General features: G+C 56.7%; 14 protein-coding genes. 9 read left to right on the top strand and 5 right to left on the bottom strand.

Going from position 1 to position 14433, the window contains the following annotated elements:
• Positions 1 to 227: 227 nt before the first annotated feature.
• From aspS to ruvB, 6 genes are all read left to right on the top strand, one after another.
• Positions 228 to 2015, top strand: a complete 1788-nt coding sequence (aspS, locus tag SPE70_RS16720; protein WP_008804246.1) for an aspartate--tRNA ligase — start codon at positions 228 to 230, stop codon at positions 2013 to 2015.
• Position 2016: 1 nt separating this feature from the next.
• Positions 2017 to 2460 (top strand): dihydroneopterin triphosphate diphosphatase, encoded by a 444-nt coding sequence (gene nudB / locus SPE70_RS16715; RefSeq protein ID WP_002911477.1) that lies wholly within the window; start codon positions 2017 to 2019, stop codon positions 2458 to 2460.
• 27 nt (positions 2461 to 2487) lie between these two features.
• Positions 2488 to 3228 (top strand): YebC/PmpR family DNA-binding transcriptional regulator, encoded by a 741-nt coding sequence (locus SPE70_RS16710; protein WP_002911459.1) that lies wholly within the window; start codon positions 2488 to 2490, stop codon positions 3226 to 3228.
• A gap of 34 nt (positions 3229 to 3262) precedes the next feature.
• Positions 3263 to 3784 (top strand): crossover junction endodeoxyribonuclease RuvC, encoded by a 522-nt coding sequence (gene ruvC / locus SPE70_RS16705; protein ID WP_008804247.1) that lies wholly within the window; start codon positions 3263 to 3265, stop codon positions 3782 to 3784.
• A gap of 79 nt (positions 3785 to 3863) precedes the next feature.
• Positions 3864 to 4475 (top strand): Holliday junction branch migration protein RuvA, encoded by a 612-nt coding sequence (gene ruvA, locus SPE70_RS16700; RefSeq protein ID WP_002911454.1) that lies wholly within the window; start codon positions 3864 to 3866, stop codon positions 4473 to 4475.
• Positions 4476 to 4483: 8 nt separating this feature from the next.
• Entirely contained in the window at positions 4484 to 5494 is a 1011-nt protein-coding gene (ruvB, locus tag SPE70_RS16695) for a Holliday junction branch migration DNA helicase RuvB (RefSeq protein ID WP_012541250.1), read from the top strand.
• A 63-nt stretch (positions 5495 to 5557) separates the two neighbouring features.
• Here ruvB and znuB read toward each other — a convergent pair whose 3' ends face one another.
• Both znuB and znuC read right to left on the bottom strand, forming a co-directional pair.
• Complete coding sequence (gene znuB, locus SPE70_RS16690) at positions 5558 to 6343, bottom strand: zinc ABC transporter permease subunit ZnuB (protein ID WP_008804249.1); 786 nt, start codon at positions 6341 to 6343, stop codon at positions 5558 to 5560.
• The gene (gene znuC / locus SPE70_RS16685) at positions 6343 to 7062 is read right to left on the bottom strand and encodes a zinc ABC transporter ATP-binding protein ZnuC (RefSeq protein WP_229531798.1); all 720 of its coding nucleotides are present in this window, start codon (positions 7060 to 7062) and stop codon (positions 6343 to 6345) included. The genes znuB and znuC overlap by 1 nt, the downstream gene beginning before the upstream one ends.
• Positions 7063 to 7172: 110 nt before the next feature.
• Between znuC and znuA the strand changes: the two genes are divergently transcribed.
• From znuA to lpxM, 3 genes are all read left to right on the top strand, one after another.
• Positions 7173 to 8117 (top strand): zinc ABC transporter substrate-binding protein ZnuA, encoded by a 945-nt coding sequence (gene znuA, locus SPE70_RS16680; RefSeq protein ID WP_008804251.1) that lies wholly within the window; start codon positions 7173 to 7175, stop codon positions 8115 to 8117.
• Positions 8118 to 8132: 15 nt separating this feature from the next.
• Entirely contained in the window at positions 8133 to 9452 is a 1320-nt protein-coding gene (gene mepM, locus SPE70_RS16675) for a murein DD-endopeptidase MepM (protein ID WP_064170582.1), read from the top strand.
• 117 nt (positions 9453 to 9569) lie between these two features.
• Entirely contained in the window at positions 9570 to 10541 is a 972-nt protein-coding gene (lpxM, locus tag SPE70_RS16670) for a lauroyl-Kdo(2)-lipid IV(A) myristoyltransferase (RefSeq protein WP_060876355.1), read from the top strand.
• A 30-nt stretch (positions 10542 to 10571) separates the two neighbouring features.
• Here the strand turns inward: lpxM and dcuR are convergent, their stop codons facing one another.
• From dcuR to SPE70_RS16655, 3 genes are all read right to left on the bottom strand, one after another.
• The gene (gene dcuR, locus SPE70_RS16665; protein ID WP_008804254.1) at positions 10572 to 11288 is read right to left on the bottom strand and encodes a two-component system response regulator DcuR; all 717 of its coding nucleotides are present in this window, start codon (positions 11286 to 11288) and stop codon (positions 10572 to 10574) included.
• Between the two features lie 64 nt (positions 11289 to 11352).
• Entirely contained in the window at positions 11353 to 13038 is a 1686-nt protein-coding gene (locus SPE70_RS16660; protein WP_012541252.1) for an NAD-dependent malic enzyme, read from the bottom strand.
• Between the two features lie 62 nt (positions 13039 to 13100).
• A complete protein-coding gene (locus SPE70_RS16655) occupies positions 13101 to 14048 on the bottom strand; it encodes an AEC family transporter (protein WP_049009880.1) in 948 nt (315 codons plus the stop codon).
• Positions 14049 to 14433: the final 385 nt, after the last annotated feature.

Here is a 14433-nt window from a genome sequence, read left to right as displayed (position 1 = left end):
ACCTGCGCGGCTTCAGCAAAAGGGTAACAAATATTGTTAATTTATGTGAGTGTAGACGTTAAGCGCGCAGCAAAGCAGCGTACATCGTGCGTCGGACTTATCGAACGACAGAATTTCCAGTATAATAGCCGCCTTTTTTCATTCAGTTGTGACATCAGCTAAAGCTGCGACCTCGTCGCCTGCAGGGCAGACGACAATCCGCCGACGGCTAAGTTAAGGGATATCTCATGCGTACAGAATATTGCGGACAGCTTCGACAGTCCCACGTTGGGCAGCAGGTGACTCTGTGTGGTTGGGTCAACCGCCGTCGCGATCTCGGTAGCCTCATTTTTATCGATATGCGCGACCGCGAAGGCATCGTTCAGGTGTTTTTCGACCCGGATCGTGCGGATGCGTTGAAATTAGCCTCTGAACTGCGTAATGAGTTCTGCATTCAGGTCACTGGCACCGTCCGCGCGCGTGAAGAGAAAAACATCAACGCGGACATGGCCACCGGCGCCATCGAAGTGCTGGCCTCCGATCTGACGATTATTAACCGTTCAGAATCGCTGCCGCTGGACTCCAATCACGTCAACACCGAAGAAGCGCGTCTGAAATACCGCTACCTCGACCTGCGTCGTCCGGAAATGGCGCAGCGTCTGAAAACCCGCGCGAAAATCACCAGCTTTGTGCGCCGCTTTATGGACGACCATGGCTTCCTCGACATCGAAACTCCGATGCTGACCAAAGCCACCCCGGAAGGCGCTCGCGATTACCTCGTGCCTTCCCGCGTGCATAAAGGCAAATTCTACGCGCTGCCGCAGTCTCCGCAGCTGTTCAAACAGCTGCTGATGATGTCCGGGTTCGATCGCTATTATCAGATCGTTAAATGTTTCCGCGATGAAGACCTGCGTGCCGACCGTCAGCCTGAATTTACCCAGATCGATGTGGAAACCTCCTTTATGACCGCGCCACAGGTGCGTGAGATCATGGAAGCAATGGTGCGTCAGCTGTGGCTGGAAATTAAAGGCGTCGACCTGGGTGATTTCCCGATCATGACCTTCGCCGAAGCCGAACGTCGCTATGGCTCCGATAAACCGGATCTGCGTAACCCGATGGAGCTGGTGGACGTCGCCGACCTGCTGAAGTCCGTGGAGTTCGCGGTCTTTGCCGGCCCGGCCAACGATCCGAAAGGGCGCGTGGCGGCCCTGCGCGTCCCGGGCGGTGCCTCTCTGACCCGCAAGCTGATTGACGAATACGGCAACTTTGTGAAGATCTACGGCGCGAAGGGGCTGGCCTATATTAAAGTGACCGAGCGAGCGAAAGGCATGGACGGGATCAACAGCCCGGTGGCGAAATTCCTCACCGCTGAGATCGTGGAAGCGATCCTCGAACGCACCGGCGCGCAGGACGGCGATATGATCTTCTTCGGCGCCGACAACAAGAAAGTGGTGGCGGACGCGCTGGGCGCGCTGCGTCTGAAGCTCGGTAAAGACCTGAGCCTGACTGACGAGAGCAAATGGGCGCCGCTGTGGGTGATCGACTTCCCGATGTTCGAAGACGACGGCGAAGGCGGCCTGACGGCGATGCACCATCCGTTCACTTCGCCAAAAGATATGACCGCGAACGAGCTGAAAGCTGCGCCGGAAGAGGCCGTAGCGAACGCCTATGATATGGTCATTAACGGTTATGAAGTCGGCGGCGGTTCTGTTCGTATTCACCGTGGCGACATGCAGCAGACCGTATTTGGTATTCTGGGCATTAATGAACAAGAGCAGCGTGAAAAATTCGGCTTCCTGCTGGATGCGCTGAAATACGGTACGCCGCCGCACGCGGGTCTGGCGTTCGGTCTTGACCGTCTGACCATGCTGCTGACCGGTACCGATAACATCCGCGACGTTATCGCCTTCCCGAAAACCACCGCCGCGGCCTGTCTGATGACCGAAGCGCCAAGCTTCGCCAATCCGGCTGCGCTCGGTGAACTGGGTATTCAGGTTGTGGAGAAAGAGGCGAAAGCGTCTCTGGAGAACAAGTAATATGTCATTTAAGCTGCCCGTTTCGGTGCTGGTGGTGATTTACGCCGAAGATACGAAACGGGTGCTGATGTTACAGCGGCGTGACGATCCCGCGTTCTGGCAGTCGGTGACCGGCAGCCTGGAAGCTGGAGAGACCGCGCTGCAGGCCGCCGCGCGTGAAGTAAAGGAAGAGGTCGCCATTGATGTTGCCTGCGAGCAACTGACCTTAATTGACTGTCAGCGCACGGTGGAGTTCGAGATATTTTCTCATTTGCGTCATCGCTATGCGCCGGGTGTAGAGCGCAATACAGAATTCTGGTTCTGTCTTGCGCTGCCTCATGAGCGGGAGATTACCTTCACCGAACATCTGGCCTACCGCTGGGTCAGCGCGACGGAAGCCGCTGCGCTGACCAAGTCGTGGAGCAACCGGCAGGCGATTGAAGAATTTGTAATTAACGCCGCCTGAAAGGGCGCGCTTTTTGGAGAGTTTTTTATGGCAGGTCATAGTAAATGGGCCAACACCAAACACCGCAAAGCGGCACAGGATGCTAAACGCGGTAAAATCTTTACGAAAATCATTCGCGAGCTGGTGACTGCGGCGCGTCTGGGCGGCGGCGATCCGGCTTCCAACCCGCGCCTGCGTGCGGCCGTTGATAAAGCGCTGTCAAACAACATGACGCGCGACACCCTGAACCGCGCCATCGCGCGCGGCGTCGGCGGTGATGAAGACGCGAACATGGAAACCATCATTTACGAAGGCTATGGCCCTGGCGGTACCGCGGTAATGGTGGAATGTCTGTCCGACAACCGTAACCGTACCGTTGCGGAAGTGCGTCACGCTTTCACCAAAACCGGTGGTAACCTCGGTACCGACGGCTCCGTGTCCTACCTGTTCAGCAAGAAAGGCGTCATCTCCTTCGAGAAAGGCGATGAAGACACCATTATGGAAGCGGCGCTGGAAGCTGGCGCAGAAGACGTGGTGACCTATGACGACGGCGCCATCGACGTCTACACCGCGTGGGAAGAGATGGGTGCTGTGCGCGACGCGCTGGAAGCCGCTGGCCTGAAAGCCGACGCTGCCGAAGTCTCGATGATCCCGTCCACCAAAGCGGATATGGATGCCGAGACGGCGCCGAAGCTGCTGCGTCTGATCGATATGCTGGAAGACTGCGACGACGTGCAGGAAGTGTACCATAACGGCGAGATCTCCGACGAGGTCGCGGCCACCCTGTGATGCAGTCGCATCCACGGTTAACCGGAGGCGCGTGATGGCTATTATTCTCGGCATTGACCCGGGGTCGCGCGTCACCGGTTATGGCGTGATCCGCCAGGTCGGACGGCAGTTGAGCTACCTTGGCAGCGGATGCATCCGCACCAAAGTGGACGATCTGCCGTCGCGGCTGAAGCTGATCTACGCCGGGGTGACGGAGATCATCACCCAGTTTCAGCCCGACTATTTCGCCATTGAGCAGGTCTTTATGGCGAAGAACGCCGATTCGGCGTTAAAGCTTGGGCAGGCGCGCGGAGTGGCGATCGTTGCAGCGACCAATCAGTCGCTGCCGGTGTTTGAATACGCCGCCCGTCAGGTCAAGCAGACCGTTGTCGGGATCGGCAGCGCCGAAAAGAGCCAGGTTCAGCACATGGTGCGCACCTTGCTCAAACTGCCTGCCAATCCGCAAGCGGATGCGGCGGATGCGCTGGCGATTGCCATCACCCATTGCCATATCAGCCAGAATGTTGCTCAGGTCAGCGAGACCCGGCTCAATCTGGCGCGAGGGCGCTTACGATAATCGCAAATCAGGCTGGATATCTATCCAGCCTTTTTTTATGATACCGCCAGATACTTAGACCATAACGCAGGAGCCCCACGTGATAGGCAGACTCAGAGGCATCATTCTCGAAAAACAACCCCCGCTGGTGTTGCTGGAAACGGCGGGCGTCGGCTATGAAGTGCATATGCCAATGACCTGCTTCTATGAGCTGCCGGAGGCCGGTCAGGAGGCGATAGTCTTTACCCACTTTGTGGTGCGTGAAGATGCCCAGCTGCTGTATGGTTTTAACAACAAACAGGAACGTACGCTGTTTAAAGAGCTGATTAAAACCAACGGCGTGGGGCCAAAGCTGGCGCTGGCGATCCTCTCCGGCATGTCGGCGCAGCAGTTCGTCAATGCCGTTGAGCGGGAAGAAGTCGCCTCGCTGGTGAAGCTGCCGGGGATTGGCAAAAAAACCGCAGAACGCCTGATCGTCGAGATGAAAGACCGCTTCAAAGGGCTGCACGGCGACCTGTTCACTCCGGCGGCCGATCTGGTGCTGACCTCGCCGGCAGGCCCGACGGCAGATGATGCCGAACAGGAAGCGGTTGCCGCGCTGGTCGCGCTGGGCTATAAACCGCAGGAGGCCAGCCGGATGGTAAGCAAGATTGCCCGTCCGGACGCCAACAGTGAAACGCTAATCCGCGAAGCGCTGCGCGCCGCGTTGTGAGGTAAGGGATGATTGAAGCAGACCGGCTGGTATCGGCAGACAGCAGCGGCGCAGAAGAGGCCGTTGACCGCGCCATCCGCCCAAAATTGCTGGCAGAGTATGTCGGCCAGCCGCAGGTGCGCTCGCAGATGGAGATCTTTATCCAGGCGGCGAAACTGCGCGGCGACGCCCTCGATCACCTGCTGATTTTTGGCCCGCCTGGGTTGGGGAAAACCACCCTGGCGAACATTGTCGCCAATGAGATGGGGGTGAATCTGCGCACCACCTCCGGCCCGGTGCTGGAGAAAGCGGGCGATCTCGCCGCGATGCTCACCAACCTCGAACCGCACGACGTGCTGTTTATCGATGAGATCCATCGCCTCTCGCCGGTGGTGGAAGAGGTGCTCTACCCGGCGATGGAAGACTATCAGCTGGATATTATGATTGGCGAAGGTCCGGCGGCGCGCTCCATCAAAATCGATCTGCCGCCGTTTACCCTGATCGGCGCCACCACCCGGGCCGGTTCATTGACCTCGCCGCTGCGCGACCGCTTTGGCATCGTGCAGCGTCTGGAGTTCTATCAAATACCCGATCTGCAGCATATCGTCAGCCGCAGCGCCCGCCATATGGGGCTGGAGATGAGCGACGAAGGCGCGCTGGAAGTGGCCCGTCGTTCACGCGGCACGCCGCGTATTGCCAACCGTCTGCTGCGCCGGGTGCGCGACTTCGCGGAAGTGCGCCACGACGGCAGCATCTCTGCCGACATTGCTGCCCAGGCGCTGGATATGCTTAATGTCGATGCGGAAGGGTTCGACTATATGGACCGTAAACTACTGCTGGCGGTGATAGATAAATTCTTTGGTGGGCCGGTGGGGCTGGATAACCTCGCCGCCGCGATCGGCGAAGAGCGGGAAACCATTGAAGATGTGCTGGAGCCCTACTTAATTCAGCAGGGTTTTCTGCAGCGTACGCCACGGGGAAGAATGGCGACGGTGCGCGCCTGGAATCATTTCGGGATCACGCCGCCGGAAATGCCGTAGTTCGCGACGGATGTTTCGTTCATTATGAGGCCCGGTCAGCAGCGCGACCGGGCTTTTTCATTTTCAGCTGGCGGCTTTTTTTGTCATGCTGAGAATAAACAGCACGGCGGCGCACAGCACCACCGACGGCCCGGCCGGGGTGTCGTAGAAGGCCGAGAAGGTTAACCCGCCGGTAACGGCCAGCATGCCCACGCCCACCGCCACGGCGGCCATCTGCTCCGGCGTGCGGGCAAAACGGCGGGCGGTGGCGGCCGGGATAATCAGCAGGGAAGTGATGATCAGCGCGCCGACGAACTTCATCGCCACGCCGATAGTCAGAGCGGTGACCAGCATCAACAGCAACTTCACGCGCTGCAGCTTCACGCCATCGACAAACGCCAGATCCGGACTGATGGTCATCGCCAGCAGCGGTCGCCACTGCCAGAGTAGGATACCAATCACAATCACTACGCCAATGGCGATGGCAATCAAATCCTGCGGCGTCACTGCCAGCAGATCGCCGAACAGGTACGCCATCAGATCGACGCGGACGTTAGACATCAGACTGACCACCACCAGCCCCAGCGACAGTGCGCTGTGCGCCATGATGCCCAGCAGGGTATCGATCGCCAGATGGGGGCGTTTTTCCAGCCACACCAGCCCGCCGGCCAGCAGCAAAGTCACGGCGATCACCGCATAAAACGGATTGATGTTAAGTAATAAGCCGAAAGCGACGCCGAGCAGCGACGCATGCGCCAGCGTGTCGCCGAAATAGGACATGCGGCGCCAGACCACAAAGGAGCCCAGCGGACCGGCGGCGCAGGCCAGCATCATCCCGGCCAGCCAGCCAGGTAACAGAAGTTCAATCATTAGCGGCTGTTTCCCCGACGCAGTACAATTCGCCCCTGAAGGTCGTGGCGGTGATTATGGTGGTGGCGGTAAATCCCCAGCTGTTCCGCGCCGCGCGGGCCGAACATGGAGATAAACTCCGGATGCATGGAGACCACCTCCGGCGCGCCGGAGCAGCAGATATGCTGGTTCAGGCACAGGACTTCGTCGGTTTTGGCCATCACCAGATGCAGGTCGTGCGATACCATCAGCACTGCGCAGTCCAGTTCATGGCGCAGCTGGTCGATAAGATCGTAAAGCGCCACCTGGCCATTGACGTCAACACCCTGGGTCGGTTCATCCAGCACCAGCAGCTGTGGGCGGTTGAGCAGGGCGCGGGCCAGCAGTACGCGCTGGGTTTCGCCGCCGGAGAGTTTTTGCATCGGCGCGTCGATCAGATGCCCGGCCTGCACACGTTTCAGTGCCGGCAGGATGTCGTCTTTGCGGGTACCCGGGCGCAAACGCAGGAAGCGGCTGACGGTCAGCGGCAGCGTGGCGTCAAGATGCAGCTTCTGCGGCACGTAGCCAATCCGCAGGCGGTCTTCCCGCTTGATGACACCCTCTGTTGGTGCTACCAGCCCCAGAACCACTCGCACAAGGGTCGATTTACCGGCGCCGTTCGGGCCCAGCAGGGTTAATATTTTGCCTGGCGTGAGTGCCAGCGAAATGTCAGACAGCACGCGGCGTTGGCCAAAGGCCACCGACACATTTTCCAGCGTAACAAGGTTTGTCATAGTAATTTAGGGTTGCACAAGCTAGTGAATGTTATAATATCACATCACATTCACTCGTTTCGATGACTAGACGCATTATGTTACATAAAAATACGCTTCTTTGCGCTGGACTTGGCGCTGTTTTTTTGTTCGCGCAGGTTCCGCTGGCCAGCGCCGCCGTAGTGACTTCCATGAAACCGCTGGGCTTTATCGCAGCCGCCATCGCCGATGGGGTGACAGATACTCAGGTGCTATTGCCCGACGGCGCCTCAGAGCATGACTATTCACTGCGGCCTTCTGATGTAAAACGCTTACAGAACGCAGACTTAGTGGTATGGATTGGGCCGGAAATGGAAGCCTTTATGGATAGGTCGACGCAAAGCATTGCGGCGAATAAAAAGGTGACCATCGCGGAGCTGGAAGGGGTGAAGCCGCTGCTGATGACCGGGGCGGATGACGATGACGATCATGATGGTCATGACCACGGCGCAGCAGAAAAAAGTGACGGCGATCACCATCACGGTATTTACAATATGCATCTGTGGTTATCCCCAGAGATAGCGCGGCTTTCGGCGGTTGCAATCCACGATAAATTATTAGAACTTATGCCGCAGAGTCGAGCCAAACTCGACAGCAACCTGCAGCAGTTCGAGGCCGCGCTGGCGGCGACTGACAAGCAGGTTAGCAATGAGCTGGCACCGCTGAAAGGGAAGGGCTATTTCGTTTTTCATGACGCCTACGGTTACTTTGAAAAACACTACGGTTTGACCTCGCTGGGGCACTTTACCGTCAACCCTGAAATACAGCCTGGTGCGCAGCGTTTACACGAAATCAGAACACAACTGGTTGAGCAGAAGGCCACGTGCGTTTTTGCTGAGCCACAGTTCAGGCCAGCGGTTATCGAAGCTGTTGCCCGGGGCACGTCTGTGCGCATGGGAACCCTGGATCCGCTGGGTACTGGAATTACGTTGGGTAAAGCGAGTTACCCGCAATTCCTGACCCAGCTGGCGAATCAGTATTCGAGCTGCCTGAAAGGAGATTAACGAGGAAGTGAATACGTGCAACAGATAGCCCGCGCTGTCACTCAGGCATTCAACAATCTGCCACGACCTCATCGCGTCATGTTGGGGTCGCTTAGCGTTCTTACCTTAGCGGTCGCCGTCTGGCGACCCTACATTTACCACCCGGAATCCGCCCCCATCGTCAGAACCATTGAACTGGAAAAAAGCGAGATCCGTTCCCTGCTGCCGGAAGCCTCCGAGCCGATCGACCAGGCCCCGCAGGAAGAAGAAGCCATTCCTCAGGATGAACTCGACGAGAAGGCCGATACCGATGCCGGCGGTCATGAATATGTGGTGTCGACTGGCGATACGCTCAGCAGCATCCTGAACCAGTACGGTATCGATATGGGCGATATCGCCCAGCTTTCCTCCGCCGATAAAGAGCTGCGTAATCTGAAGATTGGCCAGCAGCTCTCCTGGACCCTGACCGCGGACGGCGATCTGCAGAGCCTGAACTGGGAGATGTCCCGCCGCGAAACCCGCACTTATACCCGTGTGGACAACGGTTTTAAAATGAGCAGCGAGCTGCAGAAAGGCGACTGGGTCAACAATGTGCTGAAGGGCACCGTCGGCGCCAGCTTTGTCTCCAGCGCGCGCGATGCCGGCCTGACCAGTACCGAAATCAGCGCGGTGATCAAGGCCATGCAGTGGCAGATGGATTTCCGTAAGCTGAAAAAAGGCGACGAGTTCTCGGTATTGATGTCGCGCGAAATGCTCGACGGCAAGCGCGAGCAAAGTCAGCTGCTGGGCGTGCGTTTGCGCTCCGACGGTAAGGATTACTATGCTATCCGTGCCGAAGACGGCAAATTCTACGATCGTAACGGGACGGGGCTGGCGAAAGGCTTTATGCGCTTCCCGACGGCGCGTCAGTTCCGCGTTTCCTCTAACTTTAACCCGCGTCGTCTGAATCCGGTCACCGGGCGCGTCGCGCCGCATCGTGGCGTCGATTTCGCGATGCCGCAGGGGACGCCGGTGCTGGCAGTGGGTGATGGCGAAGTGGTAGTGGCCAAGCGCAGCGGCGCTGCCGGGTATTATGTTGCTATCCGCCACGGTCGCACCTATACCACCCGCTATATGCACCTGCGTAAGCTGCTGGTGAAACCGGGGCAGAAAGTGAAGCGCGGCGATCGTATCGCGCTGTCGGGGAATACCGGCCGTTCTACCGGGCCGCACCTGCACTATGAAGTGTGGATCAACCAGCAGGCGGTCAACCCGCTGACGGCTAAGCTGCCGCGTACCGAAGGGCTGAGCGGTTCCGACCGTACCGATTACCTGGCGCAGGTCAAAGAGGTCGTCCCGCAGCTGCGGTTTGACTAACCACCGGTCAGTGGAAAGCCGGTGCCCCAGGGCGCCGGCTTTTTCTTTTGTAGGTTACCTAACGTCTCGCTACACTATCCCATTATCTTGATTAAGCAGTCGACCTGCGGATTGGGCATGGAAACGAAAAAAAATAATATTGAGTTTATCCCTAAGTTTGAGAAATCCTTTTTACTGCCGCGCTACTGGGGCGCGTGGCTGGGCGTCTTTGCCTTCGCAGGCATCGCGCTGACGCCGCCTTCCTTTCGCGATCCGATCCTCGGCAAACTCGGCCGCTTCGTAGGGCGTTTGGCGAAAAGCTCGCGGCGCCGGGCGCAGATTAATTTGCTCTACTGTTTTCCGGAAAAAAGCGAGCACGAACGGGAAGCGATCATCGACGCCATGTATGCCTCGGCGCCGCAGGCGATGGTGATGATGGCCGAGCTGGGCCTGCGCGATCCGCAGAAAATCCTTGCCCGCATCGACTGGCAGGGGAAAGAGATCATCGACGAGATGCAGCGTAATAACGAGAAAGTGATTTTCCTCGTTCCGCATGCCTGGGGCGTGGATATCCCGGCGATGCTGATGGCCTCCGGTGGGCAGAAGATGGCGGCGATGTTCCACAACCAGGGTAACCCGGTCTTTGATTACGTGTGGAATACCGTGCGCCGTCGTTTTGGCGGGCGTATGCACGCGCGCAACGACGGGATCAAACCGTTTATTCAGTCGGTGCGCCAGGGCTACTGGGGTTACTATCTGCCCGATCAGGATCACGGCGCTGAGCACAGTGAATTTGTGGATTTCTTTGCCACCTACAAGGCGACGCTGCCCGCGATTGGCCGTTTAATGAAGGTATGCCGCGCCCGCGTCGTACCGCTGTTTCCGGTCTATGATGGCCAAACGCATCGCCTGACGGTGCTGGTCCGCCCGCCGATGGACGACCTGCTGGACGCAGACGATACGACGATCGCCCGGCGGATGAACGAAGAAGTGGAAGTGTTTGTTAAGCCGCACACCGAGCAGTACACCTGGATCCTGAAGCTGCTGAAAACGCGCAAGCCGGGTGAAATCGAGCCCTACAAACGCAAAGAGCTGTTCCCAAAGAAGTAGTCTAAAAGAGAGCCAGTGGGCGTTCCTGGCTCACTGGCTATATTGCGTCAGTAACATCAGGTTCTCGACGACAAGCCGGTAGCGATACTCCGGGCGGCCAGTGATACCGTAGTGATTGGTCGTGAAGAGCACGTTTATCTGCTCCAGCCAAATCAGGTATTTACGGCATGACACCCTGGATATCTGCAGCGCCGCCGCCAGCTCGTTTGTCGAAAAATCGCGCGCCTGATGGTCGTCAATCCACTGGCACACCAGGCGAAGGGTTTGCGGCGTCAGCCCTTTCGGCAGGCGGCGGGCGCTTTCCTGTTGCGGGATCCCGCGGCGCAGCAGGGTGTCGATATCCGCCTGGGCATAACAGGATTTCGCCTGCGTCACCTCACGCTTTTTGCGCCATGCCTGCAGGGCCTCCTCAAAGCGCGGAAACTGAAACGGTTTAATCAGGTAATCCACCACGCCATAGTGCAGCGCCGTTTGTAGCGTGAGCGTATCGGCGGCAGACGTCATCATGATGACGTCAATATTCCGCCCATCTGCGCGAAGCGCCGGCAGCAGGTCCAGGCCATTCTCCTGTTGCATATAGACATCCAGCAGCAGTAGATCGACCTGCGCCAGATGGCTTAGCATCGCTTTGGCGTCGCCGATCGTCGCCGCCACCCCGCAGCAGTGAAAATCAGCTACCCGGCTGATAAACAGCCGGTTCAGGTCGGCTACCATGGGATCATCATCGACGATCAGCACATTGAACATGCGTGGTTCCCCGGTGTGGCGGGAAGCCAGCCGGCTTCCCGCAAGATGAGTTGAGGAATGACGATCAGAATGACGATCGTTTATAGGCGGTGTAGCGCGCTCGCCAGAAGGTTTTATCGATATTCGCCGCCAGCTGTGCCTCGTCAATCTGCGGCGCAACGCCGTCCCGCTGCGCGGCGCGAGCGACCTCTGCGGCAATAGCCCGGGAAATCATTTCGATCTCTTCAACCGGCGGCAGTAAAGCACCGGTTTCACGGCTCGCCAAAGGCGAGTGGGCTGCCAGGGTTTTACTGCAGGTGATCAGCATCGCTTCGGTGACGCGCTGCGCTTTACTGGCGAGGATCCCCAGCCCCAGACCGGGAAAAATATAGGCGTTGTTGCACTGAGCGATATCGTAGGTTTTGCCGTCGTAGAAGACGGGTTCGAACGGGCTGCCGGTGGCGATCAGCGCGCTTCCCCGGGTCCACTCCAGCAAATCCTTCGGCTGGGCTTCGGCCCGGGAGGTGGGGTTAGAGAGCGGCATAATAATCGGACGCGGGCAGTGCCGATGCATCTCCTTCACTATCTCTTCGCTAAACAACCCCGGCTGACCAGACACGCCAATCAGTACGGTAGGGTGGACGTTGCGTACGACATCCATCAGCGACAGTTGGGCGGACTCGGTATCCCAGTGGGCAATACTGGCTCGCGGCGTGACGAGGTCGCGCTGAAAATCGAGCAGATTGGGCATCTCATCCGTCAGCAGGCCAAAGCGGTCAACCATAAAGATACGGCGGCGTGCTTCCTCCTGCGAAAGTCCATCATCCACCATCAGCGCAATGATTTTTTCCGCAATGCCGCATCCGGCCGAACCGCCGCCAAGGAAAACTACCCGCTGGTCGCGGATCGGCGTCCCGGCCGCGGCCGCGGCGGCGATCAGCGTCCCTGAGGTCACGGCGGCGGTGCCCTGGATATCATCGTTAAAACAGCACAGCTGGTGACGATAGCGGTTGAGCAGTCGCGTGGCATTCTTTTGGGCAAAATCTTCAAACTGAAGTAATACATTCGGCCAACGTTGCTGAATGGCATGGACAAACATGTCCATAAACTCCAGGTACTGCTCGTCGCTGATGCGCGGATGGCGCCAGCCCATATACAGCGGATCCTCCAGATGCTGCGGGTTGTTGGTGCCGACATCTAGCATGATAGGCAGCGTGGATGCCGGGTGAATGCCCCCGCAGGCGGTATATAACGAGAGTTTGCCAATGGGGATCCCCATGCCACCAATCCCCTGGTCGCCCAGCCCCAGAATGCGCTCGCCATCGGTCACGACAATGACTTTGATATCATTGCGGGAAAATCCCTGCAGCATTTCGTCAATCTGGTGACGGTTGGGCCAGGAAATAAACAAACCGCGTCCCCGGCGATATATTTCTGAGAAATGTTCACACGCTTCACCCACCGTCGGGGTATAGATCACCGGCAGCGTTTCTTTCATATGACTGCGCAGCAGGTTATAGAATAATGTCTCGTTAGTATCCTGAATATTCCTGAGATAGATATGGCGCGAAATACTCTTTTTGAACTGGCAAAACTGGCCCCATGCGCGCTCGGTTTGTTCTTCAATGGTTTCAACATTATGGGGTAGCAGTCCCTGAAGATTAAATGCTGTGCGTTCACTTTCGGTAAATGCAAGGCCTTTATTTAATAACGGATTTTCCAGCAGGACGGCACCGTTATAGGGAGTGTATAAGGTTTCTGTGGCTAACATTGGATGACTCCTGAATATCAAATTAAAACATTGCCTGATGTCTTGGTGTTTTATTTCCGTGATTACGAAATGAGATAAATCATGATGCCTTCGGTGACGACGCCGATGGCGGTACCCAGCAAAATAGAGGATGAGGCCGGCTCAATATAGGTATCGCTGCGCAGCGCAAACATCCCTGCCGCGATGGCGGAAGGCGTCGCGCCGATGATAATAACCTGTTGCATTAAGGTATGACTGAGTCCAAAGGCCAGTCCGGCCAGGGCCATCATTGCCGGTTGGATCAGATTTTTGATACTGATATTGGTACAGGTTTGAATATTGACCGTCGGGCGTTCGCCGTAAAACAGCAGTCCCAGGGCGAACAGTGACAGACCGCCGGCGATTTTACCCACCATTTCAATAGGCATACTGAGCATATGCGGCAGCTGGACTCCCGCCAGGCTGAGCAATACGCCGGAAATTGGGATCCAGACGATGGGGTTTCTCACGGCCTTCAGTAGGTTTTGCAGGATCAGCTGCCCGGCGTGAAGCTGGGGTTCATCCGCGCTCCGGTGCTTGTCTCCCATGCGAATCAGGATAATAGTCAGGGGGATCATCAATACGCTGGTCACCAGGTTTCCGATAAGCACGCCGAGAAAACCCTCCGGACCTATCAGTACCGCCAGCACGGGCGCGCCAAAGTAGGCCATATCGGGGAAGGCGCAAACCAGCGACTGAATCGCGCTGGTTTTAATATCATGACGGAAAACATAGCGTGAGATCAGCAGCGTGAGAAAATAGGACCCCATCAGGCCAATGACTAACACCGCCATAAAGGTGAAGTTTTTAATTTTATCGGGATGGGTATTTAACGCGCCGATAAAAAGATGGAACGGAAGCGCAAAGCGGATCACCACCGTGGCCAGAACGGAGGCATCCTCGCGCCGGGTATAGCCTAGTTTACCGCTAAGCCATCCCAGCAGCATGATAAATACCAATGGGAAAAGAGATTGTAAGAGTAGTGAAGGCATAAGATGTCCTGACATATTTTATCGGGTTGTTGTGTCGCCAATCTAGCGATCCCGTAATATTTAAAAGGTGATAGTCATCACAGTCGCCTGCCTTTAAATAATTTCGTCTCGGATACTTTACTTACAAATAAAGAAAACAGGGTTAAATCATGGGGTTGTATCTAAGGCATTTAAATTTCACCATTGATGAAAACTTTAGCTTTATGACGATAAATTAAATTACTTAAAATCAATTTTATAGTTTAGTCACAAAGCCAACAGAAGAAATCCGTTTGTCATTTTTTGTTTTAAACGCCTGTGCTACCGTTTTGAGTGTATTTTGGTGAGCCGGTGTTTAGTGCTATTTCATTTATGTTGCTACGCAAATTTTAATATTGCGTTACTA

The organism is Klebsiella sp. ZJOU C1, assembly GCF_035620215.1.
GTDB lineage: Bacteria > Pseudomonadota > Gammaproteobacteria > Enterobacterales > Enterobacteriaceae > Klebsiella > Klebsiella variicola.
The sequence above is the reverse complement of the archived record's forward strand: the minus strand, read 5'-3'. Positions and strand labels throughout refer to the sequence as shown.

Bases quoted from the DNA above. Each gene is read 5' to 3' on its own strand.
- SPE70_RS16655 (WP_049009880.1), bottom strand. From the start codon at position 14,048: ATGCCTTCACTACTCTTACAATCTCTTTTCCCATTGGTATTTATCATG.
- SPE70_RS16710 (WP_002911459.1), top strand. From the start codon at position 2,488: ATGGCAGGTCATAGTAAATGGGCCAACACCAAACACCGCAAAGCGGCA.
- znuA (WP_008804251.1), top strand. From the start codon at position 7,173: ATGTTACATAAAAATACGCTTCTTTGCGCTGGACTTGGCGCTGTTTTT.
- ruvC (WP_008804247.1), top strand. From the start codon at position 3,263: ATGGCTATTATTCTCGGCATTGACCCGGGGTCGCGCGTCACCGGTTAT.
- SPE70_RS16660 (WP_012541252.1), bottom strand. From the start codon at position 13,038: ATGTTAGCCACAGAAACCTTATACACTCCCTATAACGGTGCCGTCCTG.
- lpxM (WP_060876355.1), top strand. From the start codon at position 9,570: ATGGAAACGAAAAAAAATAATATTGAGTTTATCCCTAAGTTTGAGAAA.
- aspS (WP_008804246.1), top strand. From the start codon at position 228: ATGCGTACAGAATATTGCGGACAGCTTCGACAGTCCCACGTTGGGCAG.
- ruvB (WP_012541250.1), top strand. From the start codon at position 4,484: ATGATTGAAGCAGACCGGCTGGTATCGGCAGACAGCAGCGGCGCAGAA.
- dcuR (WP_008804254.1), bottom strand. From the start codon at position 11,288: ATGTTCAATGTGCTGATCGTCGATGATGATCCCATGGTAGCCGACCTG.
- nudB (WP_002911477.1), top strand. From the start codon at position 2,017: ATGTCATTTAAGCTGCCCGTTTCGGTGCTGGTGGTGATTTACGCCGAA.
- znuB (WP_008804249.1), bottom strand. From the start codon at position 6,343: ATGATTGAACTTCTGTTACCTGGCTGGCTGGCCGGGATGATGCTGGCC.